The 20,601-nt window shown below is 70.2% G+C and carries 15 protein-coding genes; 10 read left to right on the forward strand and 5 right to left on the reverse strand.

Going from position 1 to position 20,601, the window contains the following annotated elements:
- Positions 1-19 precede the first annotated feature (19 nt).
- Positions 20-2,341, forward strand: a complete 2,322-nt coding sequence (locus tag E2651_RS15815; protein WP_245238867.1) for an ATP-dependent RecD-like DNA helicase — start codon at positions 20-22, stop codon at positions 2,339-2,341.
- Between the two features lie 124 nt (positions 2,342-2,465).
- Positions 2,466-3,812 carry a citrate synthase gene (locus E2651_RS15820; RefSeq protein ID WP_209446162.1) on the forward strand — a complete coding sequence of 449 codons (1,347 nt, stop codon included), beginning with the start codon at positions 2,466-2,468 and terminating at the stop codon, positions 3,810-3,812.
- Between the two features lie 440 nt (positions 3,813-4,252).
- On the opposite strand, the gene E2651_RS15825 is transcribed toward E2651_RS15820, so the two are convergent.
- From E2651_RS15825 to E2651_RS15850, 5 genes are all read right to left on the reverse strand, one after another.
- A complete protein-coding gene (locus tag E2651_RS15825; RefSeq protein ID WP_135331776.1) occupies positions 4,253-6,514 on the reverse strand; it encodes a heavy metal translocating P-type ATPase in 2,262 nt (753 codons plus the stop codon).
- Between the two features lie 75 nt (positions 6,515-6,589).
- On the reverse strand, positions 6,590-6,913 hold the full coding sequence (locus tag E2651_RS15830; protein WP_135331777.1) for a heavy-metal-associated domain-containing protein: 324 nt from the start codon (positions 6,911-6,913) through the stop codon (positions 6,590-6,592).
- A gap of 157 nt (positions 6,914-7,070) precedes the next feature.
- Positions 7,071-7,268, reverse strand: coding sequence for a MarR family transcriptional regulator (locus tag E2651_RS15835; RefSeq protein WP_135331778.1), 198 nt, complete (start codon positions 7,266-7,268; stop codon positions 7,071-7,073).
- Positions 7,269-7,349: 81 nt separating this feature from the next.
- Positions 7,350-8,123: a hypothetical protein gene (locus E2651_RS44650; RefSeq protein ID WP_209446163.1), complete on the reverse strand. Its 774-nt coding sequence runs from the start codon at positions 8,121-8,123 to the stop codon at positions 7,350-7,352.
- A 238-nt stretch (positions 8,124-8,361) separates the two neighbouring features.
- A complete protein-coding gene (locus E2651_RS15850; protein WP_135331779.1) occupies positions 8,362-9,261 on the reverse strand; it encodes a sugar phosphate isomerase/epimerase in 900 nt (299 codons plus the stop codon).
- Positions 9,262-9,394: 133 nt separating this feature from the next.
- On the opposite strand from E2651_RS15850, the gene iolC reads away from it, so the two are divergent.
- The 8 genes from iolC to E2651_RS15890 form a co-directional block, all read left to right on the forward strand.
- Complete coding sequence (gene iolC / locus E2651_RS15855) at positions 9,395-10,435, forward strand: 5-dehydro-2-deoxygluconokinase (RefSeq protein ID WP_280922796.1); 1,041 nt, start codon at positions 9,395-9,397, stop codon at positions 10,433-10,435.
- Positions 10,428-11,309 carry a deoxyribose-phosphate aldolase gene (locus E2651_RS15860; RefSeq protein ID WP_135331780.1) on the forward strand — a complete coding sequence of 294 codons (882 nt, stop codon included), beginning with the start codon at positions 10,428-10,430 and terminating at the stop codon, positions 11,307-11,309. The genes iolC and E2651_RS15860 overlap by 8 nt, the downstream gene beginning before the upstream one ends.
- 9 nt (positions 11,310-11,318) lie before the next feature.
- Entirely contained in the window at positions 11,319-12,131 is an 813-nt protein-coding gene (gene iolB, locus E2651_RS15865) for a 5-deoxy-glucuronate isomerase (protein WP_135331781.1), read from the forward strand.
- Positions 12,128-14,011, forward strand: a complete 1,884-nt coding sequence (gene iolD / locus E2651_RS15870; protein ID WP_135331782.1) for a 3D-(3,5/4)-trihydroxycyclohexane-1,2-dione acylhydrolase (decyclizing) — start codon at positions 12,128-12,130, stop codon at positions 14,009-14,011. The genes iolB and iolD overlap by 4 nt, the downstream gene beginning before the upstream one ends.
- Before the next feature lie 82 nt (positions 14,012-14,093).
- Positions 14,094-15,596 carry a CoA-acylating methylmalonate-semialdehyde dehydrogenase gene (mmsA, locus tag E2651_RS15875; protein WP_135331783.1) on the forward strand — a complete coding sequence of 501 codons (1,503 nt, stop codon included), beginning with the start codon at positions 14,094-14,096 and terminating at the stop codon, positions 15,594-15,596.
- 132 nt (positions 15,597-15,728) lie between these two features.
- Positions 15,729-18,440: an alpha/beta fold hydrolase gene (locus E2651_RS15880; protein ID WP_167828806.1), complete on the forward strand. Its 2,712-nt coding sequence runs from the start codon at positions 15,729-15,731 to the stop codon at positions 18,438-18,440.
- A gap of 5 nt (positions 18,441-18,445) precedes the next feature.
- Positions 18,446-19,336, forward strand: coding sequence for an ABC transporter permease (locus E2651_RS15885; RefSeq protein WP_135331788.1), 891 nt, complete (start codon positions 18,446-18,448; stop codon positions 19,334-19,336).
- A gap of 423 nt (positions 19,337-19,759) precedes the next feature.
- On the forward strand, positions 19,760-20,601 hold an 842-nt coding region (locus E2651_RS15890), incomplete at its 3' end, for a hypothetical protein (protein ID WP_135331784.1).

Consider the following 20,601-nt stretch of genomic DNA (forward strand, 5'->3'; position numbering starts at 1 on the left):
CCAGCGGTAGCGTCGGATCATGTCGAGTCCAGTTGGAGTGACGGCGGGAGCGGTGCCCGCGGCGCGTGCCGCGGTCGTCGAGGGGGTCCTGGAGCGGATCACGTACGCCAACGAGGAGAACGGGTACACGGTCGCCCGTGTGGACACCGGCCGCGGCGGCGGCGACCTGCTCACCGTCGTCGGTTCGCTCCTGGGTGCCCAGGTGGGGGAGTCGCTGCGGATGGAGGGGCGCTGGGGCTCCCATCCCCAGTACGGCAAGCAGTTCACCGTGGAGAACTACACGACGGTTCTGCCGGCCACCATCCAGGGCATCCGGCGCTATCTCGGCTCGGGTCTCATCAAGGGCATCGGCCCCGTCATGGCCGACCGCATCACCACCCACTTCGGCGTCGACACCCTCGACATCATCGAGACCGAACCCAAGCGGCTCGTGGAAGTGCCCGGCCTCGGTCCCAAGCGGACCAAGATGATCGCCGCGGCCTGGGAGGAGCAGAAGGCCATCAAGGAGGTCATGGTCTTTCTCCAGGGAGTCGGTGTCTCCCCCTCCATCGCCGTTCGGATCTATAAGAAGTACGGCGATTCCTCCATCTCCGTCGTCAAGAACGAGCCCTATCGGCTTGCGGCCGACGTCTGGGGCATCGGCTTCCTCACCGCCGACCGCATCGCCCAGTCCGTCGGCATCCCGCACGACAGCCCCGAACGCGTCAAGGCGGGACTGCAGTACGCGCTCTCGCAATCCACCGACCAGGGGAACTGCTACCTCCCGGAGGAGCGGCTCATCGCCGACGCGGTGAAGTTGCTCCAGGTCGACACGGGGCTCGTCATCGACTGCCTCGGGGAACTCGCGGGAGAGGAGGAAGGGGTCGTACGGGAGACCGTGCCCGGCCCGAAAGGGGAGCAGGACGTCACCGCCGTCTATCTCGTCCCCTTCCACCGTGCCGAACTCTCCCTCTCCGCCCAGCTCCTGCGCCTCCTCAGGACCACGGAAGACCGCATGCCCGGCTTCCGCGACGTGGCCTGGGACAAGGCCCTGTCCTGGCTGGCCGGCCGCACCGGCGCCGAGCTCGCCCCCGAGCAGGAGTCCGCCGTCAGGCTGGCGCTGACCCGGAAGGTCGCCGTCCTGACCGGCGGGCCCGGCTGCGGAAAGTCCTTCACCGTCCGGTCGATCGTGGAGCTCGCCCGCGCCAAGAAGGCGAAGGTCGTCCTCGCCGCCCCCACGGGGCGAGCAGCCAAGCGGCTCGCGGAGCTCACCGGAGCCGAGGCCTCCACGGTCCACCGGCTCCTCGAACTGAAGCCGGGAGGCGACGCCGCGTACGACAAGGAGCGGCCGCTCGACGCCGACCTGGTCGTGGTCGACGAGGCGTCCATGCTGGACCTGCTGCTCGCCAACAAGCTGGTGAAGGCCGTCGCGCCGGGCGCCCATCTGCTCTTCGTGGGCGACGTGGACCAGTTGCCGAGCGTCGGCGCGGGCGAGGTCCTGCGGGACATGCTCGCCGAGGAGAGCCCGATCCCCGCCGTCCGCCTCACCCGCATCTTCCGGCAGGCCCAGGAGTCGGGCGTCGTCACCAACGCCCACCGGATCAACTCCGGGGTGCCGCCCATCACCCAGGGCCTCAGCGACTTCTTCCTGTTCGTGGAGGACGAGACCGAGGACGCGGGGCGCCTCACGGTGGACGTGGCGGCCCGCCGCATCCCGGCGAAGTTCGGCCTCGACCCGCGCCGCGACGTCCAGGTGCTCGCCCCCATGCACCGCGGCCCGGCAGGCGCGGGCAACCTGAACGGCCTGCTCCAGCAGGCCATCACGCCCAGCAGACCTGACGTACCGGAGAAGCGGTTCGGCGGCCGGGTGTTCCGCGTCGGCGACAAGGTCACCCAGATCCGCAACAACTACGAAAAGGGGCAGAACGGCGTCTTCAATGGCACGGTCGGAGTGGTCACCGCGCTCGACGCCGACGAGCAGCGGCTGACGGTCCTGACGGACGAGGACGAGGAGATTCCGTACGAGTTCGATGAACTGGACGAGCTGGCGCACGCGTACGCGGTCACCATCCACCGCTCCCAGGGCAGCGAGTATCCGGCGGTGGTGATCCCCGTGACCACGGGGGCATGGATGATGCTGCAACGGAATCTGCTCTATACGGCGGTGACACGCGCCAAGAAGCTGGTCGTCCTTGTCGGATCGCGCAAGGCTCTGGGACAAGCGGTACGCACGGTCTCAGCGGGTAAGCGCTGTACAGCCCTGGATTTTCGGCTCGCGGGCGGCCGGGCAAGTACCCCTGGAAGTACCTCTGGAAGCCCCTCCGGAACCCCCTCCGGAAATTTTGATCGATCATTCGAGTAGGAAAGGTCACAGAGCACTTCCGGAACCCGGGCGAACGGGGCAGGATGAGCAGGTTGGCGGCACTGAGTGCCGCCATTAGGCCCAATGGTCGACCCCGAGTGCACTCTCCAGGGCCAAATGGGGGATGGTAGAGACAGTCAGGGCACCTCGAAGAAGAGGCACAACGTCGGTGAGGGATGACGTGAGCGACAACTCTGTAGTACTGCGGTACGGCGATGGCGAGTACACCTACCCGGTGATCGATTCGACCGTCGGTGACAAGGGCTTCGACATCGGGAAGCTCCGCGCCCAGACCGGTCTGGTGACCCTGGACAGCGGCTATGGCAACACCGCCGCGTATAAATCCGCCATCACCTACCTCGACGGCGAACAGGGCATCCTCCGGTACCGCGGCTATCCGATCGAGCAGCTGGCCGAGCGCTCCACCTTCCTCGAGGTGGCGTACCTGCTGATCAACGGCGAGCTGCCGAAGGTGGACGAGCTCTCCGCCTTCCGCAACGAGGTCACGCAGCACACGCTGCTGCACGAGGACGTCAAGCGGTTCTACGACGGCTTCCCGCGCGACGCACACCCGATGGCGATGCTGTCGTCCGTGGTCAGCGCGCTGTCGACGTTCTACCAGGACAGCCACAACCCGTTCGACGAGAAGCAGCGCCACCTCTCGACGATCCGCCTTCTCGCCAAGCTTCCGACGATCGCGGCGTACGCCTACAAGAAGTCCGTGGGCCACCCGGTCGTCTACCCGAGCAACAACCTCGGCTACGTCGAGAACTTCCTGCGCATGACGTTCTCCGTGCCGGCCGCGGACTACGAACTCGACCCGGTCGTCGTCTCGGCGCTGGACAAGCTCCTGATCCTGCACGCGGACCACGAGCAGAACTGTTCGACCTCCACCGTGCGTCTGGTGGGCTCCTCGCAGGCGAACATGTTCGCCTCGATCTCCGCCGGCATCTCGGCCCTGTGGGGTCCCCTGCACGGTGGCGCCAACCAGTCCGTCCTGGAGATGCTCGAGGGCATCAAGCAGGACGGCGGCGACGTCGACACCTTCATCCGCAAGGTGAAGAACAAGGAAGACGGCGTGAAGCTCATGGGCTTCGGGCACCGCGTCTACAAGAACTTCGACCCCCGGGCGAAGATCATCAAGGCGGCGGCGCACGACGTCCTCTCGGCCCTCGGCAAGGATGACGAGCTGCTCGACATCGCGCTGAAGCTCGAGGAGCACGCGCTGGCCGACGACTACTTCGTCGAGCGCAAGCTGTACCCCAACGTGGACTTCTACACCGGTCTCATCTACCGGGCCATGGGCTTCCCGACCGAGATGTTCACCGTGCTGTTCGCCCTCGGCCGTCTGCCGGGCTGGATCGCCCAGTGGCACGAGATGATCAAGGAGCCGGGTTCGCGCATCGGCCGCCCGCGCCAGATTTACACCGGCGAGGTTCTTCGGGACTTCGTCCCGGTCGAGGGTCGCTGAACCCTCGGGTCGCCTGTAGCGAAAAGCGCCCCGCCGCCGATCCCCCCACGGGTCGACGGTCGGGGCGCTTTCCTTTTTCCCGGTTCGGATTCCCCCCACGGGATCCGGCCGGGCGTCTGTGGTGGCACGCCGCGCTGCGATCTGCCGGGACGCGTACCAACCGGGAGGGCCGCTCAAGCTCCCCGGTGCACGTGCCCCGGCCAACGCACTCCAGGAACATCCCCCAAGATGTCCCCGATGTCTAGAGACGTCCCCCAAGACGTCTCTGGCATCGCACTCTTAGACTCGCGAGCCCCCTCAATGGTTACGTTCGGATCACTGTGATCTGCGTCTCTTGCATATGTCCCGAACGGGCGCAAGAGCCCCAATATGCCGATCGGGGCTCAGGGGTGAGAATACTGCGACCAGGATGTGAAGAGCCTATGTAAGTGACCTCAAGGCTATGCAAAGGTCCTCAGGCGGAGGCTGTTGCTCACCACGAAGACCGAGGAGAACGCCATCGCGGCGCCCGCGATCATCGGGTTCAGCAGACCCGCCGCGGCGAGCGGCAGCGCGGCGACGTTGTAGCCGAAGGCCCAGAAGAGATTGCCCTTGATCGTGGCGAGGGTCCTGCGGGAGAGCCTGATGGCGTCGGCCGCGCCGCGCAAGTCCCCGCGCACCAGCGTCAGATCGCTCGCCTCGATCGCCGCGTCCGTGCCCGTGCCCATCGCCAGGCCCAGATCGGCGGTGGCGAGCGCGGCCGCGTCGTTGACCCCGTCCCCGACCATCGCCACGACCTTGCCCTCGCCCCGCAGCCGCCGTACGACATCGACCTTGTCCTCGGGCAGGACCTCGGCGTACACGGCGTCCGGAGCGATGCCGACGGACTGCGCGACCGCTTCGGCGACGGCCCTGTTGTCGCCCGTCAGGAGCACCGGCGTCAGACCGAGCGCGCGCAGTTCGCGCACCGCTTCGGCGCTGGTGTCCTTGACGGTGTCGGCGACGCCGAGGACACCGCGCACCCTGCCGCCCCAGGCGACCAGGACGGCGGTGTGCCCCTCGGCCTCGGCCGAGGCCCGCGCACGGGCGAGTTCGTCGGGGACCGCCACCTCGTCGACGAGGCCGTCCCGGCCGACGAGCACCTTGCGCCCGTCCACCGTGCCGCGCACCCCGAGCCCGGCGACGCTCTCGAACTCCTCGGCGCGCGGCAGCTGTTCGGTGCCGATCCCCAGCCGCTCGGCCGCGCCCGAGGCCACCGCCCGTGCCACGGGGTGCTCGGAAGCGTGCTCCAGGGCGCCCGCGAGCCGCAGCAGTTGCTTCTCGTCGGTGCCTTCGGCGACGTACACCTCGCGCAGTGTCATACGTCCCGTGGTCACCGTCCCGGTCTTGTCCAGGACGACCGTGTCGACGCGGCGCGTGGACTCCAGGACCTCGGGGCCCTTGATGAGGATGCCGAGCTGCGCGCCGCGTCCCGTGCCGACCATCAGGGCGGTCGGCGTCGCCAGGCCGAGCGCGCACGGGCAGGCGATGATCAGGACGGCGACGGCCGCGGTGAAGGCGGCGGTCACGTCGCCGGTGAGGCCGAGCCAGGCGCCGAGCGTGCCGGCCGCGATCACCAGGACCACCGGCACGAAGACCCCGGCGATCCGGTCGGCGAGCCGCTGCACCTGGGCCTTGCCGGTCTGCGCGTCCTCGACGAGCCGCGCCATCCTGGCCAGTTGGGTGTCGGCGCCGACCCGGGTGGCCTCGACGACGAGCCGCCCCGAGACGTTCGTGGTCGCCCCGGTCACCGCGTCGCCCACCGCCACGTCCACCGGCACGGACTCGCCGGTCAGCATCGACACGTCGACCGCGGACGCGCCCTCGATGACGATGCCGTCCGTCGCGACGGTCTCCCCGGGACGTACGACGAAACGGTCGCCGACGACGAGCCGGGCGACCGGAACCCGCACCTCCACGCCGACCCGCAGCACGGCCGCGTCCTTGGCGCCCAGCTCGAGCAGCGCCCGCAGCGCCGCGCCCGCCCGCCGCTTGGAGCGGGCCTCCAGCCAGCGGCCGAGCAGGATGAACGTGATGACGCCGGCGGCGACTTCGAGATAGATGGCCGAGGCCGCGTCGGCGCGCGACACCGTGAACGCGAAGGGATGCCGCATGCCCGGCATGCCCGCGTCCCCGAGGAACAGCGCCCACAGCGACCAGCCGAAGGCGGCGAGCGTGCCCACGGACACCAGGGTGTCCATCGTCGCGGCGCCGTGCCGCAGATTCGTGAACGCCGCCTGGTGGAAGGGGAACCCGCCCCAGACGACGACGGGCGCGGCAAGGGTCAGCGAGAGCCACTGCCAGTTGTCGAACTGCAGCGACGGGACCATGGCGAGCAGCACGACGGGCAGCGAGAGCAGCGCGGAGACGATGAGCCGCCGGCGCAGGGTGTCGGGCTCGGTGATGTCGGCGGTGGTGGGATGCTCCCCGGCCTCGGGTCCGGCCTCGGGTCCGGCCTCGGGTCCGGTGGGCTCGGGGACGATCTCCTTCGCCGTGTAGCCGAGCTTCTCGACCGTGGCGACCAGCTGCGCGACCTCGGTCCCTTCGGCGTACGAGACTTTGGCCTTCTCCGTGGCGAGGTTGACCGAGGCGGTCACGCCCTCCATGCGGTTCAGCTTCTTCTCGATGCGGGCCGAGCAGGAGGCGCAGGTCATACCGCCGACGGCGAGTTCGACTTCGTTCATGGTTCTCTCGTGACTACTGGGGTGGTGCGGCTGCGGGCCCTGTGACGGTGCCACAGGGCCCGGGGGCCCGGCGGGTCAGGCCTTGACGCCGGTCAGCTCGTACCCCGCCTCGTCGACCGCGGCGCGCACCGCGGCCTCGTCGAGCGGGGCGGCGGAGACCACGGTCACCTGGCCCGTGGAGGCCACCGCCTTGACCGAGCTGACGCCCGCGATCTCCGAGATCTCGCTGGAGACGGCACCCTCGCAGTGACCACAGGTCATGCCGGTCACCTCGTACACGGCGGTCACCGCGCCCTGTGGCGTCTCGGCGGCGCCGTCGGAGTGGCAGGAGCCACTGGGGGAGCAGCAGGATCCGGCGGTCTCGGTCTCGGCCTGCGGGAGCTCGGTCTGGGCGCTCATGTCGTTCTCCTCGGTGAGGGTGCGGCGTATGTGCGTATGCGACGTAATGTGCGGGAGGGGCCCCGGTGTCCCCGGGGGCCTCCTGACACTCACCACACTATACCCCTGGGGGGTACATGGCAACGAGCGGTGCGCGGTCCGCGGCCCGCACGGGCGGTCAGTCCTTGCGCCCCCGGTTGCCGGGCCTGGCCGCGACCCAGGCGCGGATCGTGTCCGCGTACCAGTAGGGCTTGCCGCTCTCCACGTGGTCGGGCTCGGGAAGCAGGCCGTGCTTGCGGTAGGAGCGCACGGTGTCGGGCTGCACCCGGATGTGTGCGGCGATGTCCTTGTACGACCAGAGCCTTCGGTCGGTCATCAGTGGCACCTCCCTGCGGGTACCGCAGGGAGGGCTCGGGGAGAGCCGTCGGGGGAGCTGCGGCACGACGCTGGCGATCACTCAGCCTGTGCCCGGTGAACGACGCGGAGTGAGTACGGGAGGGCGGCTGTCGACTCCCTGTGACGGAAGACTCGCGTATACGGGACATGTGTGACAAGGAGAGGTTCTTTGTGACGTGTGTGATGCATCCAGGGGGCGCGTCAGTGCGGCGCGAAACGGGCGCACGGATACAGAGTGCGAGGGGGCGGCCCGAAGCGAGGGGCAGGACCGAAGCGAGGGGCAGGACCGAAGCGAGGTGGACCGGGCCTGCTGCGCCAGGCCCGGTCCACCGGCTTCCCCGCAACCCCTGTGCCGTTCCGGCACCGAAAGGGAGCCCAGCGCCGCGGCGAGTTCGGCGACCGGGCGCCAGCGGCCGGGGCCCGGCCGGACGCCGAGCGCGTCCGGGTCGAGATTGCGGTCGGCCACCTCGTGCAGGGCGGTCCCGAAGAGGGTGAACGCGGCCCACGGGGTGAGCAGCACTTCGATGCCCGCGAGGCGTCCGTCGTGCTCGCCGATCACCGGCGTCGTGCCGAGTCCCGAGAGCACCGAGACCAGCGACACGCTCTGCGGCTCCGGACCGCAGCCCGTGAGCCCGGAGATCCGCACCGGGCGCTCGAAGCTGAGCATCAGTGTCACCGCGCCGATCGGCACCTCGAGCCTGCGCCGCGGCCGGCCGAGCGCGAGCCGGATCCCGCGATAGCTGATGACCCCCGGCCGCAGCCGGGGGTGCGGGGCGGCGAGCGCCACCTCCCAACTGCCCAGCGGGCAGCGCGCGTACCGGGTGCCCGGAGCCATCGGGGCCGCCCCCTAGGGCCTGTCCGATGGGTCCTGCCGGGGTCGCGGGCCCTGGCACGCGCTCCCCCAAGCTCTCGGCTTCGCTCGAGCAGGGAGGTACCCCCTCCCGCGTTGTCGTCGGTTGCCGACGCTCCGCGTTGCCGCCCTCCGCCTTGCAGCTGCACGCCGCACCAGGGCCCGCTCGGCCCTGGTCAATCGGCGCCCGGCGCGAAGGTCGGCCTGACCCATCGGACAGGCCCTAGGCGCCGCAGGAACGCAGGAACGAGCGGGTGCGGCGGGCGATGGGCCCCGGCTTGTCCGGCGGGCACGGATACATGTCCTGCTCGACGATGGCGAACAGATCCACGTCCAGCTTCTGCGCCGCCGCGAGCACCGGCTCCAGGGCGGGCACCCCCGCCGGCGGCTCGCACATCACGCCGCGCGCCACGGCGGGCCCGAACGGCATCTCCTGCGCCCGCACCTCCGCGAGCACCGCCGGGTCGACCTGCTTGAGGTGCAGATAGCCGATGCGCTCGCCGTACGTCTCGATCAGCTTGACGCTGTCGCCGCCGCAGTAGGCGTAGTGCCCGGTGTCCAGGCAGAGCGAGACGAGGTCGGAGTCGGTCGCGTCGAGGAAACGCGTCACGTTCTCCTCGGTGTCGATGTGCGTGTCCGCGTGCGGATGGACGACGACCCGCAGGCCGTACCGCTCGCGCACCCGGTACGCCAGACGCTCGGTCTGCAGCGTGAGCTGACGCCACTGCTCCGGCGTGAGCGTGCTGTCCTCCAGGACCTCGCCGGTCTTGTCGTCGCGCCAGAAGGAGGGGATGACGACCAGATGCCGGGCGCCCATCGCCTGGGTGAGGGCGGCGATACCGGCCACGTGCTCCCAGGTCCTGTCCCAGACGGCGGGCCCGTGATGCAGGCCGGTGAAGACCGTCCCGGCGGAGACCTTCAGGCCGCGCCGCTGCGTCTCGGCGGTCAGTTCGACCGGATCGGTGGGCAGATAGCCGTACGGACCGAGCTCGATCCACTCGTATCCGGAGTCCGCCACCTCGTCGAGGAAGCGGCTCCAGGGGACCTGCCCGGGATCCTCGGGGAACCACACGCCCCACGAGTCGGGCGCCGAGCCGATGCGGATGCGTGACAGCGTCGTCATGGCAGCCAGCTTTCAGGGCCGCGAAGAAGAGTGTCAAGCAGTAGTCCGAATGTAAGGACAATGTGTTGACAGGGTTCGTGGGGCGGGATTAGACCTAGGGGTGGGCCACGCCGAGAGGGAGTGCAGGGTGACGGTGACCGAACCGTACGACGTCATCACCATGGGCCGGATCGGGGTGGATCTGTATCCCCTGCAGGCCGGGGTGCCGCTCGCCGATGTGACCACCTTCGGCAAGTTCCTCGGCGGATCGGCGTCGAACGTCGCGGTGGCGGCGGCGCGGCTCGGCCGCCGGGTCGCGGTCCTCACGCGTACGGGCCATGACCCCTTCGGTGACTATCTGCACCGGGCGCTGCGGGAGTTCGGCGTCGACGACCGGTGGGTGACGGGGGTCGCCGGACTCCCCACGCCGGTCACCTTCTGCGAGATCTTCCCGCCCGACGACTTCCCGCTCTACTTCTACCGGCAGCCGAAGGCGCCCGACCTCGAGATGTACGAGAGCGAACTCGACCTCGGCGCGATCGCTGCCGCGCGGGTGTTCTGGATGACGGGTACGGGGCTGAGCGCGGAGCCCAGTCGAAGCGCGACGCTGGCGGCGCTCGCGGCCAGGGGGCGGCGCGAGGTCACCGTCTTCGACCTGGACTGGCGGCCGATGTTCTGGAGCGACCCGCAGGAGGCCCGCCCCTTCTACGCCGAAGCCCTGCGGCACGCGACCGTCGCCGTCGGCAATCTCGACGAGGTCGAGGTGGCCACGGGGGAGCGGGAGCCGCACGCGGCCGCTCGGGCCTTGCTGGCGGCGGGAGTTGAGCTTGCCGTGGTGAAGCAGGGGCCGAAGGGTGTGCTCGCCGTCAGTCGCTCCGGGGAGGTCGCCGAGGTGCCGCCCTTGCCCGTGACCGTCCTGAACGGTCTGGGGGCGGGGGACGCGTTCGGCGGGGCCCTGTGCCATGGGTTGCTCGGGGGGTGGGGGCTTGAGCGGATCATGCGGTACGCCAATGCGGCGGGGGCGATTGTCGCCTCTCGGCTGGAGTGTTCTTCCGCCATGCCGTTCTCTGGCGAGGTCGAGGCGGCGGTTGAGGCCGGGCACATTCAGCCCGTCGAGGGGGTCCCTCCCTGCTCTTTAAGAGCTTGGGGGAGTTTGAGGACGAACTCGGCGGAGGCGGTGATCGACGGTGACTGATATCGCCGGGCTCACCCGCATCAGGGCCGAGCGGCCAGAAGCCATTGCCGAAGCCGCCGCCCGGCGCACCCGGCGGCCGCTCCTCCGGGACGGTGGGCGGTTGATGATCATCGCCGCCGATCACCCCGCGCGGGGTGCCCTCGCCGTGGGTGGGGACAGACTCGCCATGGCCAATCGCAGGGACCTGCTTCAGCGGCTCTGTCTCGCGCTGTCCCGCCCCCGCGTGGACGGCGTGCTCGCCACCGCCGACATTCTGGAGGATCTCCTCCTGCTCGGCGCCCTCGACGGGAAAGTCGTCATGGGGTCCATGAACCGCGGCGGGCTCGCCGGGGCCTCGTTCGAGCTGGACGACCGGTTCACCGGGTATCGCGCCGAGGATCTGGAACGGCTCGGGTTCGATGCCGGGAAGCTGCTGCTCCGGGTCGACTACGACGACCCCGGATCGCTCGCGACCATGGACTCCGCCGCCCGCGCCGTCGACTCGATGGCCGCGCGCGGGCTGCCCGTCTTCGTGGAGCCGTTCCTCTGCCGCCGCGCGGCGGACGGCGCACCGCCGCGCAACGATCTGAGCGCCGAAGCCGTCACCACGTCCATCGCCATCGCCTCCGGCCTCGCCGGGACATCGGCGTACACCTGGCTGAAGGTTCCCGTCACCGAGAATCCGGACGACATGGCGCGGGTCATGGAGACCTCGACCCTGCCCGCCGTACTGCTCGGCGGCGATCTCGGTGACGAAAGCGACGCCGCGTACGAGAAGTGGCGCGACGCCCTGCAACTGCCCACCGTCCAGGGGCTCGTCGCGGGGCGCACGCTGCTGTACCCGGCGGACGGTGACGTGGCGGGCGCTGTCGACACCGCCGTCGGACTGCTGTAGGAGGGCCACATGACGTACGTACCGAAGGGCAGCGCGGCCGACGGACCGTATGTCCTCGACCTCGGCCCCAAGCGGACCGGACTCAGCCATTCCGAGCTGCGGGTGCTCGAACTGGCGCCCGGTGCCACGCACTCCTTCGCCACCGGGGAGAGTGAATGGATCGTGCTCCCTCTTGCCGGCGGCTGTACGGTGCACGCGGAAGGCGAGATCATCGAACTGCTGGGCCGGGACGGCGTGTTCAGCGGAGTCGGTGACTTCGCCTATGTGCCCCGTGACGCCCAGATCCAGATCGCCTCCGGCGCGGGAGGCCGCTTCGCCCTGGCAGGAGCGAAGTGCGAGCGTCGACTCCCCGCCCGCTACGGCTCCGCGCCGGAGGTCTCCGTCGAACAACGCGGGAGCGGCAACTGCGCCCGCGAGGTCCGCAACTTCGCGTCCGCCGACGCCTTCGACTGCGACCGCCTCATCGCCGTCGAGGTGATCACGCCCGGCGGACACTGGTCCTCGTACCCGCCGCACAAACACGACGAGAACCGCCCCGGCCTGGAGACCGAGCTCGAGGAGATCTATTACTTCGAGATCGAGGCTCCGGGCGGCTACGAAGGCTTCGGGTATCAGCGGGTCTTCCCGTCCCGGCCCGGCGGTACGGATGTCCTCGCCGAGGTGCGTACCGGCGACGCCGTGCTCGTCCCCGACGGCTGGCACGGGCCGTCCATCGCCCAGCCGGGGCACGCCATGTACTACCTGAACGTGATGGCGGGACCGGGGCCCGAGCGGGAGTGGCGGATCTGCTTCCATCCCGATCACACGGAGGGATACCGATGACCGCGACGAACACGGTGAGGCTCACCACCGCGCAGGCGCTCGTCCGCTTCCTGTCCCGGCAGTTCACCGAGCGGGACGGCCATCGGCAGCGGCTCATCGGCGCCACCTGGGGCATCTTCGGGCACGGGAACGTGGCGGGGATCGGCCAGGCGCTCGTCGAGTACGCGGATGAGATGCCCTACCACCAGGGGCGCAACGAACAGGCCATGGTGCACGCCGCCGTCGGGTACGCCCGCCAGTCCGGCCGCCTGTCCACACACGCCGTCACCACCTCCATCGGGCCCGGTGCGACCAACCTCGTCACCGGCGCCGCGCTCGCGACCGTCAACCACCTGCCGGTCCTGCTGCTGCCCGGCGACACCTTCGCGACCCGGCCCGCCGACCCGGTGCTCCAGCAGCTCGAAGTCCCGTACGCGGGCGATGTGTCGGTCAACGACTGTCTGCGGCCCGTGTCGAAGTACTTCGACCGGATCACCCGGCCCGAGGCCCTGATCCCGGCCGCGCTCGCCGCGATGCGGGTGCTCACCGATCCGGCCGCCACCGGCGCCGTCACGCTCGCCCTGCCGCAGGACGTGCAGGCGGAGGCGTACGACTGGCCCCAGGCGTTCTTCGAGGAGCGGACCTGGGCCGTACGCCGCCAGGCGCCCGATCCGCTGGAAGTGGCCGCCGCCGCACGACTCGTACGCGACGCCGGGCGCCCCCTGATCGTCGCGGGCGGCGGAGTGCACCACAGTGCCGCCGAGGACGCGCTGCGGGAGTTCGCCGACGCCACCGGGATCCCGGTCGCCTCCACCCAGGCCGGCAAGGGGTCCCTGCGCTTCGACCACCCGGCGGACGTCGGCGGCATCGGGCACACCGGCACCGCGACCGCCGACGAACTGGCCTGCACCGCCGACCTGGTGATCGGCGTCGGCACCCGCTACAGCGACTTCACGACGGCTTCCGGGACGCTCTTCGCCGCGCCGGACGTCCGCTTCCTCAACCTCAACATCACGCCCTTCGACGGCCACAAGATGGCGGGCGCGCCCCTGATCGCCGACGCGCGGGCCGGGCTGCGGGCCCTGACCGGGGCGCTCGACGGGTACCGCGTCACGGACGCGTACGCCGCCGAGTACACCGACGACAAGGTGCGCTGGGAGCAGCGCGTCGACGCGGCGTACGCGGCCGACGAACCCGACGTACGGCCCACCCAGGCCCAAGTCCTCGGCCTGCTCGACGAGTTGGTCACGGAACAGGACGTGATCATCAACGCCGCCGGGTCGCTCCCCGGCGAGCTCCACAAGCTGTGGCGGTCGCGGTCGCCGCGCCAGTACCACGTCGAGTACGGCTACTCCTGCATGGGATACGAGATCCCCGCGTCGATCGGCGTCGCGATGGCCGCACCGGACCACCACGTCTGGGCGCTGGTCGGCGACGGAACGTATCTCATGATGCCCACCGAGATCGTCACGGCCGTCCAGGAGAACATCCCGGTCAAGGTCGTGATCCTGCAGAACCACGGGTACGCGTCCATCGGCGGCCTCTCCGAGTCCGTGGGCGGCGAGCGTTTCGGCACGGCCTACCGCTTCCGGGCGCCGGACGGCACGTACACGAGCGCCCCGCTGCCCGTCGACCTGGCGGCCAACGCGGCCTCCCTGGGGATGCGGGTGATCCGCGCCAAAACCGTCGGTGACCTGCGCGATGCCCTCGCCGAGGCGCGCTCGGCCGACCGGCCCACATGTGTCTACGTCGAGACCGAAACGGCAGACACAGTGTCGGGCCCGCCCCCGGCGCAGGCGTGGTGGGATGTGCCCGTGGCCGAGACAGCGACCCGACCGTCGGCGGTCAAGGCCAGGGAAGAGTACGACCGGCACGCCACAGCCCGACGCCGCTATCTGTGAGATCTGAGAGACCTAAGAGACCTGTGAGACCTGTGAGACCTGTGCGAGTGCCGACGCCAGCTGAGAGTAGGGATGCTTGATCATGACGAAGACCGTCAATCACTGGATCGGTGGGAAGACCGTCGAGGGTGCGTCGGGTACGTACGGTCCGGTGACCGACCCGGCGACCGGCGCCGTCACCACCCAGGTCGCCTTCGCCTCCGTGGACGAGGTGGACGCCGCCGTCGCCTCCGCGAAGGCCGCGTACGAGACGTGGGGCAAGTCGTCCCTGGCCAAGCGCACCTCGGTGCTCTTCGCCTTCCGCGCGCTGCTCGACGCCAACCGTGACGCGATCGCCGAGCTGATCACCGCCGAGCACGGCAAGGTGCACTCGGACGCCCTCGGCGAGGTCGCCCGTGGCCTGGAGATCGTGGACCTGGCGTGCGGCATCACCGTGCAGCTGAAGGGCGAGCTGTCGACGGAGGTGGCCTCGCGCGTGGACGTGTCGTCCATCCGCCAGCCGCTCGGTGTCGTCGCCGGCATCACGCCGTTCAACTTCCCGGCCATGGTGCCGATGTGGATGTTCCCGCTGGCCATCGCGTGCGGCAACACCTTCATCCTGAAGCCGTCGGAGAAGGACCCGTCGGCGTCGATGAAGATCGCGGAGCTGCTCAGCGAGGCCGGTCTGCCGGACGGCGTCTTCAACGTCGTGCACGGCGACAAGGTGGCCGTGGACGCGCTGCTCGAGCACCCGGACGTGGCCGCCGTCTCCTTCGTCGGCTCGACCCCGATCGCCCGCTACATCCACACCACCGCGTCCGCCAACGGCAAGCGCGTGCAGGCGCTCGGCGGCGCCAAGAACCACATGCTGGTCCTGCCGGACGCCGACCTGGACGCGGCCGCGGACGCCGCCGTGTCGGCGGCGTACGGCTCGGCGGGCGAGCGCTGCATGGCCATCTCGGCCGTCGTCGCGGTCGGCTCCGTCGGTGACGCGCTGGTCGCGAAGATCAAGGAGCGCGCCGAGAAGATCAAGATCGGTCCCGGCAACGACCCGACGTCCGAGATGGGCCCGCTCATCACGGCCGCGCACCGCGACAAGGTCGCCTCGTACGTGACGGGTGCGGCGGCCGAGGGCTGCGACGTCGTGCTCGACGGCACGGGCCTCACGGTCGAGGGCCACGAGGACGGCCACTGGATCGGCCTCTCGCTGCTCGACAACGTACCGACCACCGCGAAGGCCTACCAGGACGAGATCTTCGGCCCGGTCCTCTGCGTGCTGCGTGTCGACACGTACGAGGAGGGCGTGGCGCTGATGAACGCCTCGCCGTTCGGCAACGGCACCGCGATCTTCACCCGTGACGGGGGCGCCGCGCGCCGCTTCCAGCTGGAGATCGAGGCGGGCATGGTCGGCGTGAACGTGCCGATCCCCGTGCCGGTGGGCTACCACTCCTTCGGCGGCTGGAAGGACTCGCTCTTCGGCGACCACCACATCTACGGCAACGACGGCACGCACTTCTACACGCGCGGCAAGGTCGTCACCACGCGCTGGCCGGACCCGTCGGACGCCCCGTCGGGCGTGGACCTGGGATTCCCGCGCAACCACTGAGCGGGGTCGGTGAACAGGGGCCCGCGTACCGCGACCGTGGTACGCGGGCCCTTGCGCGTACTCCCCAGGTAGGTACGCGGGTTCACCCCGGCGGCTGCCTCGGATGTCAGCCCCCGCCCGTACGGTTGACGCATGGATCTACGACTGCCCAAGCGTGGACTGCTCGCCGCCGGCGCCGCCCTCGCGGTGCTGGTCGGCGCGGGCACCTGGACGGCGGTGGCATCGGACGACGCCCCCGCCGTGCACCGCTCGGACCGCGTCATGGAGATGAGAAGCGCGGGCGGCGCGAAGATCGACACGTCGTACTTCACCGCGGGCGGCAGCGACGCGAAGCGCCCGGCCGTCCTCATCGGCCATGGGTTCGGCGGCAGCAAGGAAGACGTACGCGACCAGGCGGAGGACCTCGCCCGCGAGGGGTACGCGGTGCTCACCTGGTCCGCCCGCGGCTTCGGAAAGTCCACGGGCAAGATCGGCCTGAACGACCCGAAGGGCGAGGTCGCCGACGTCTCCCGTCTGATCGACTGGCTGGCCGACCGCCCCGAGGTGGAGCTGGACAAGGACGGCGACCCGCGCGTGGGCGTCACCGGCGCCTCGTACGGCGGCGCGGTCTCCCTCCTCGCCGCGGGTCACGACGAGCGCGTGGACGCCATCGCGCCCCAGATCACGTACTGGAACCTCAGCGACGCGCTCTTCCCCCACGGCGTGTTCAAGAAGCTCTGGGCGGGACTCTTCATCAGCACGGGCGGCGGCTGCGACCAATTCGAGAAGCGGCTCTGCGAGATGTACGACCGGGTCGCGGTCTCCGGGAAGCCGGACGGCCGGGCCCGCGCACTCCTCGCGGACCGCAGCCCGTCCGCCGTCGGCGACCGCGTCAAGGTGCCCGCCCTGATCGTGCAGGGCCAGTCCGACTCCCTCTTCCCGCTCGGCCAGGCCGACGCGATGGCCCAGGCGATCCGCGGCAACCACGCACCCGTGTCCGTCGACTGGATCTCCGGCGGCCACGACGGCGGGGACCGCGAGACGGGCCGGGTGAACGCCCGCATCGGGTCGTGGTTCGACCGCTATCTGAAGGACGACAAGAACGCGGACACGGGACCGGCGTTCCGTGTCACGCGCACCGGAGGCATCGACTCCACCGATGGCGCCGCCACGTTGCGCGGCGCGAGCGCGGACCGGTATCCGGGCCTGCGGAGCGGCATCCGCGAGGTGCCGCTGACCGGCAGCGCGCCCGGCATCGCGCCCGGGGGCGCGTTCGGGCAGGGTGCCGCCGGGAGCGAGGACCGCCCCGCGGCCGCCGGGCGCGAGCAGAGCTTCGAGAACCCGGCGGGGGCCGCGCCGCCCGCGATCTCCGCGCTGCCGGGCGTCGGAGGCGGCGGCCTCTCCCAGCTGTCCTCGCTCGGCGTCGGCGTCTCCCTCGACTTCCCTGGCCAGTACGCCGCGTTCGAGTCGGCGCCGCTGAAGGACGACGTACGGCTCACCGGCTCGCCCAGCGTGCGGGTGCACGTGAAGTCCGAGAGCGACGACGCGGTGCTCTTCGGGAAGGTGTACGACGTGGGTCCGGGCGACGAGCAGCCGGTGCTGCCCGCGCAACTGGTCGCGCCGATATGGGTGGAGGACGCCGAGCAGGGCAAGGACGTCGACCTGACCCTCCCCGCCGTCGACCACGACCTGCAGAAGGGCCACCGGCTGCGGCTCGTCCTCTCCTCGACGGACCTGGGCTACGCCTCTCCGGCGGAGCCCACCACGTACACGGTGTCCCTGAAGAGCGACCTGTCGGTCCCCACCGCGCCCGGCGTGAAGACGGCGGCCGCACCGCTGCCTTCCTGGGTGTGGTGGCTGCCTGCGGCGGGAGCGGTGATCGCGGTCCTGCTCCTGCTCACCGGGCGGCGCCGGACGACGGCACCCGCACCGGACCCGCAACTCGCCGAAGTCCCACTCCAGATCACGGACTTGAGCAAGCGGTACGCGAAGTCGGCGGACCGTTACGCGGTCCGTGACGTCTCCTTCCGCGTCGAGCGGGGGCAGGTGCTCGGCCTGCTCGGCCCGAACGGAGCGGGCAAGACGACGACCCTGCGGATGCTGATGGGCCTGATCCGGCCCGACGCGGGCGAGATCCGCGTCTTCGGGCAGGCGATCAGGCCGGGTGCGCCCGTGCTGTCCCGCGTCGGCGCCTTCGTCGAGGGTGCGGGATTCCTGCCGCACCTCTCCGGCCGGGAGAACCTGGAGCTGTACTGGAAGGCCACAGGGCGCCCCGCCGATGACGCCCACCTGGACGAGGCGCTGAAGATCGCCGGGCTGGGCGACGCCCTTGCCCGCGCGGTGCGCACGTACTCCCAGGGCATGCGGCAGCGGCTCGCCATCGCCCAGGCGATGCTGGGCCTGCCGGACCTGCTGATCCTCGACGAACCGACCAACGGCCTGGACCCGCCGCAGATCCGCGAGATGCGCGAGGTGATGATCCGGTACGCCGAGGGCGGCCGCACGGTCATCGTCTCCAGCCACCTCCTCGCGGAGGTCGAACAGTCCTGCACCCACCTGGTGGTCATGGACCGCGGCCGTCTCGTCCAGGCGGGCCCGGTCTCCGAGATCGTGGGCTCCGGCGACACGCTCCTCGTGGGCCTCGCGGACGACGTCTCGGACCCCCTGGTCGACAAGGTCGCCGCGCTGCCCGGAGTGGCATCGGCGGTCCGCGCGGACGGCGGCCTCCTGGTGCGCCTCGACGGCACGAGCGCATCCCACCTGCTGCCCGAACTGGTGCGCCTGGAGCTGCCGGTGGACTCCCTCGGCCCGCACCGGCGTCTTGAGGACGCCTTCTTGACCCTGATCGGAGGGGACTCCGCGTGAGCGCCATCACTGAGCAAGAGCCCACGCCCGGCCTTGAGTCCACGCCCGAGCTCGTCTCGACCGCGCCCGGCTACCGCCCCGGGCGGACGCTGCCGCTGAGGGTCGAGGCGGTACGCCAGCTGAAGCGCCGCCGCACCCTGGTGATGGGCGCGGTGATGGGCCTGCTGCCGTTCATCCTGCTCATCGCCTTCGCCGTCGCGGGGTCGCCGGGTGCCGACAACGGCCGGGTGACGCTGATGGACACGGCCACCGCGTCCGGCGCGAACTTCGCGGCGACGTGTCTGTTCGTGTCGGCGGGCTTCCTCCTCGTCATCCCCGTCGCACTGTTCTGCGGCGACACCATCGCCTCCGAGGCAAGCTGGTCGTCCCTGCGCTACTTGCTTGCGGCCCCCGTGCCACGGGCCCGCCTCCTCTGGTCCAAACTGGCCGTCGCGCTGGGCCTGAGCGCGGCCGCGATGATCCTCCTCCCGCTGATCGCCTTCGCGGTCGGTACGGCGGCGTACGGCTGGGGACCGCTGGAGATCCCGACCGGCGGCACACTGCCGGCGGGCACGGCGGCGCAGCGCCTGGCGATCGTCGTGGCGTACGTCTTCGTGTCCCAACTGGTGACCGCAGGCCTTGCGTTCTGGCTCTCGACGAAGACGGACGCACCGCTGGGCGCGGTCGGAGGGGCGGTCGGCCTGACGATCGTCGGCAACGTCCTGGACGCGGTGACAGCGCTGGGCAGCTGGCGCGACTTCCTCCCCGCGCACTGGCAGTTCGCGTGGGCGGACGCGATCCAGCCGCGGCCGGAGTGGGGCGGGATGATCCAGGGGGCGGCGGTCTCGGTGACGTACGCGGTGGTGCTGTTCGCGTTGGCGTTCCGGGGGTTCGCCCGGAAGGACGTGGTCAGCTGAGGTTCCCGGCGGAAGGGGGGCGCCCCGCGCGGCCAGCTCCGGATGCGCTCCGTATGTCGCTGTTCTACGTTGAGTAGGCACGGCAATTTCCATGCGGCGACATGGCAGGGGCCCATTCATGTCCGATTGTGAGAAGGATGCTGCAGCTCCGCTGTTGTGTCCCAGTGCCCCGGCAAGTGAGGGCGCGATCGTCCTGGGTGTGGTCCGGGCCGACGGCTCGGTGGGCTACATCAGAGACAGGCTGACGGCTACCGCCGAATTCATGAGCCGCGTCCGGTCGGAGCGCGCGCCGGAGGAACGCTTCCGGTTCAGTTCGCCCTGTGTGGAACGCGCGTGTCAGCAGTGGGCCGAGGGTGGCTGCAGCCTGCCCACCCGTCTTTCGGGCCTCATTGAGGACTCCGGCACCACTGACACGTTGCCACGTTGCTCGATCAGACATCAGTGCCGATGGTTCCACCAGCAAGGGGCGTCGGCTTGCCATATCTGCCCACTCGTCGTGACGCGGGACGGAGGTCCCTGCGGCGACTGAGCAGGAACCGCACCACGATCGGAGAGAACGAGATGGGTAGCGCCCCGCAGGCACCGAAGCAGGACGGCAGTCGCTTCATCGTGGATCTCGGCAGTGTGAAGCTGCCGGCGATCCTGGAGAAGCAGGTCGAAACCGATATCCGGGCGGTGGTTCTGGCCGCCCTGGGTGAGTCGGACATCGCCGTGGCCAGACGTCTGCCCGATTCCATCTTCGACCGCTTCCCCGGAAGGACACTGGGGCTGTGGCTGGACCCGGATGTCCAGTTCCCCGAGCCGTGGGGGCCGCTGATCCCGGAGGATCACACCAACATCGTCAGAGCGGTTCTGACCCACCCGTTCCAGGTGCTTCGGTATCTCGACGCCAAGTCACGCACCGACAAGCCGTCCGGTGAGGAAGTCCTCGAAGCGGCTCTCCAGGTCGAGCAGATCGACGACTACACCAAGGAGCGCATTCGAGCTGTCCTGGACATCCTTCCCAAGCTCGAGGAAGCAAGGGAAGCCGCTCCCCGTTCCCTGCAACAGGAGTACCGCAGCCTGGAACGCAGCCTGGAGCAGGCGCCCGGCGTGGAGGGGAAGCTTCGCCTGCTCAAGGATCCCGGTGCGCGAAGCGCGAAGGACGACGACGGGCACTTCAGCGCCGGCCTGGACCTGGCGGCGAGGATCCTGGAGGGTGGCGCCTCCTCCATCTATTCGCCGGCTGTCGCTTATACACATCTCCGAGCCCACGAGACGCTCAT

Origin of the sequence: Streptomyces sp. MZ04, assembly GCF_004684775.1 — a bacterium.
Lineage (GTDB): Bacteria > Actinomycetota > Actinomycetes > Streptomycetales > Streptomycetaceae > Streptomyces.

Bases quoted from the DNA above. Each gene is read 5' to 3' on its own strand.
- E2651_RS15830 (WP_135331777.1), bottom strand. From the start codon at position 6,913: ATGAGCGCCCAGACCGAGCTCCCGCAGGCCGAGACCGAGACCGCCGGA.
- E2651_RS15815 (WP_245238867.1), top strand. From the start codon at position 20: ATGTCGAGTCCAGTTGGAGTGACGGCGGGAGCGGTGCCCGCGGCGCGT.
- E2651_RS15880 (WP_167828806.1), top strand. From the start codon at position 15,729: ATGGATCTACGACTGCCCAAGCGTGGACTGCTCGCCGCCGGCGCCGCC.
- E2651_RS15820 (WP_209446162.1), top strand. From the start codon at position 2,466: ATGGTAGAGACAGTCAGGGCACCTCGAAGAAGAGGCACAACGTCGGTG.
- E2651_RS44650 (WP_209446163.1), bottom strand. From the start codon at position 8,123: ATGGCTCCGGGCACCCGGTACGCGCGCTGCCCGCTGGGCAGTTGGGAG.
- E2651_RS15850 (WP_135331779.1), bottom strand. From the start codon at position 9,261: ATGACGACGCTGTCACGCATCCGCATCGGCTCGGCGCCCGACTCGTGG.
- mmsA (WP_135331783.1), top strand. From the start codon at position 14,094: ATGACGAAGACCGTCAATCACTGGATCGGTGGGAAGACCGTCGAGGGT.
- E2651_RS15825 (WP_135331776.1), bottom strand. From the start codon at position 6,514: ATGAACGAAGTCGAACTCGCCGTCGGCGGTATGACCTGCGCCTCCTGC.
- E2651_RS15835 (WP_135331778.1), bottom strand. From the start codon at position 7,268: ATGACCGACCGAAGGCTCTGGTCGTACAAGGACATCGCCGCACACATC.
- iolD (WP_135331782.1), top strand. From the start codon at position 12,128: ATGACCGCGACGAACACGGTGAGGCTCACCACCGCGCAGGCGCTCGTC.
- iolB (WP_135331781.1), top strand. From the start codon at position 11,319: ATGACGTACGTACCGAAGGGCAGCGCGGCCGACGGACCGTATGTCCTC.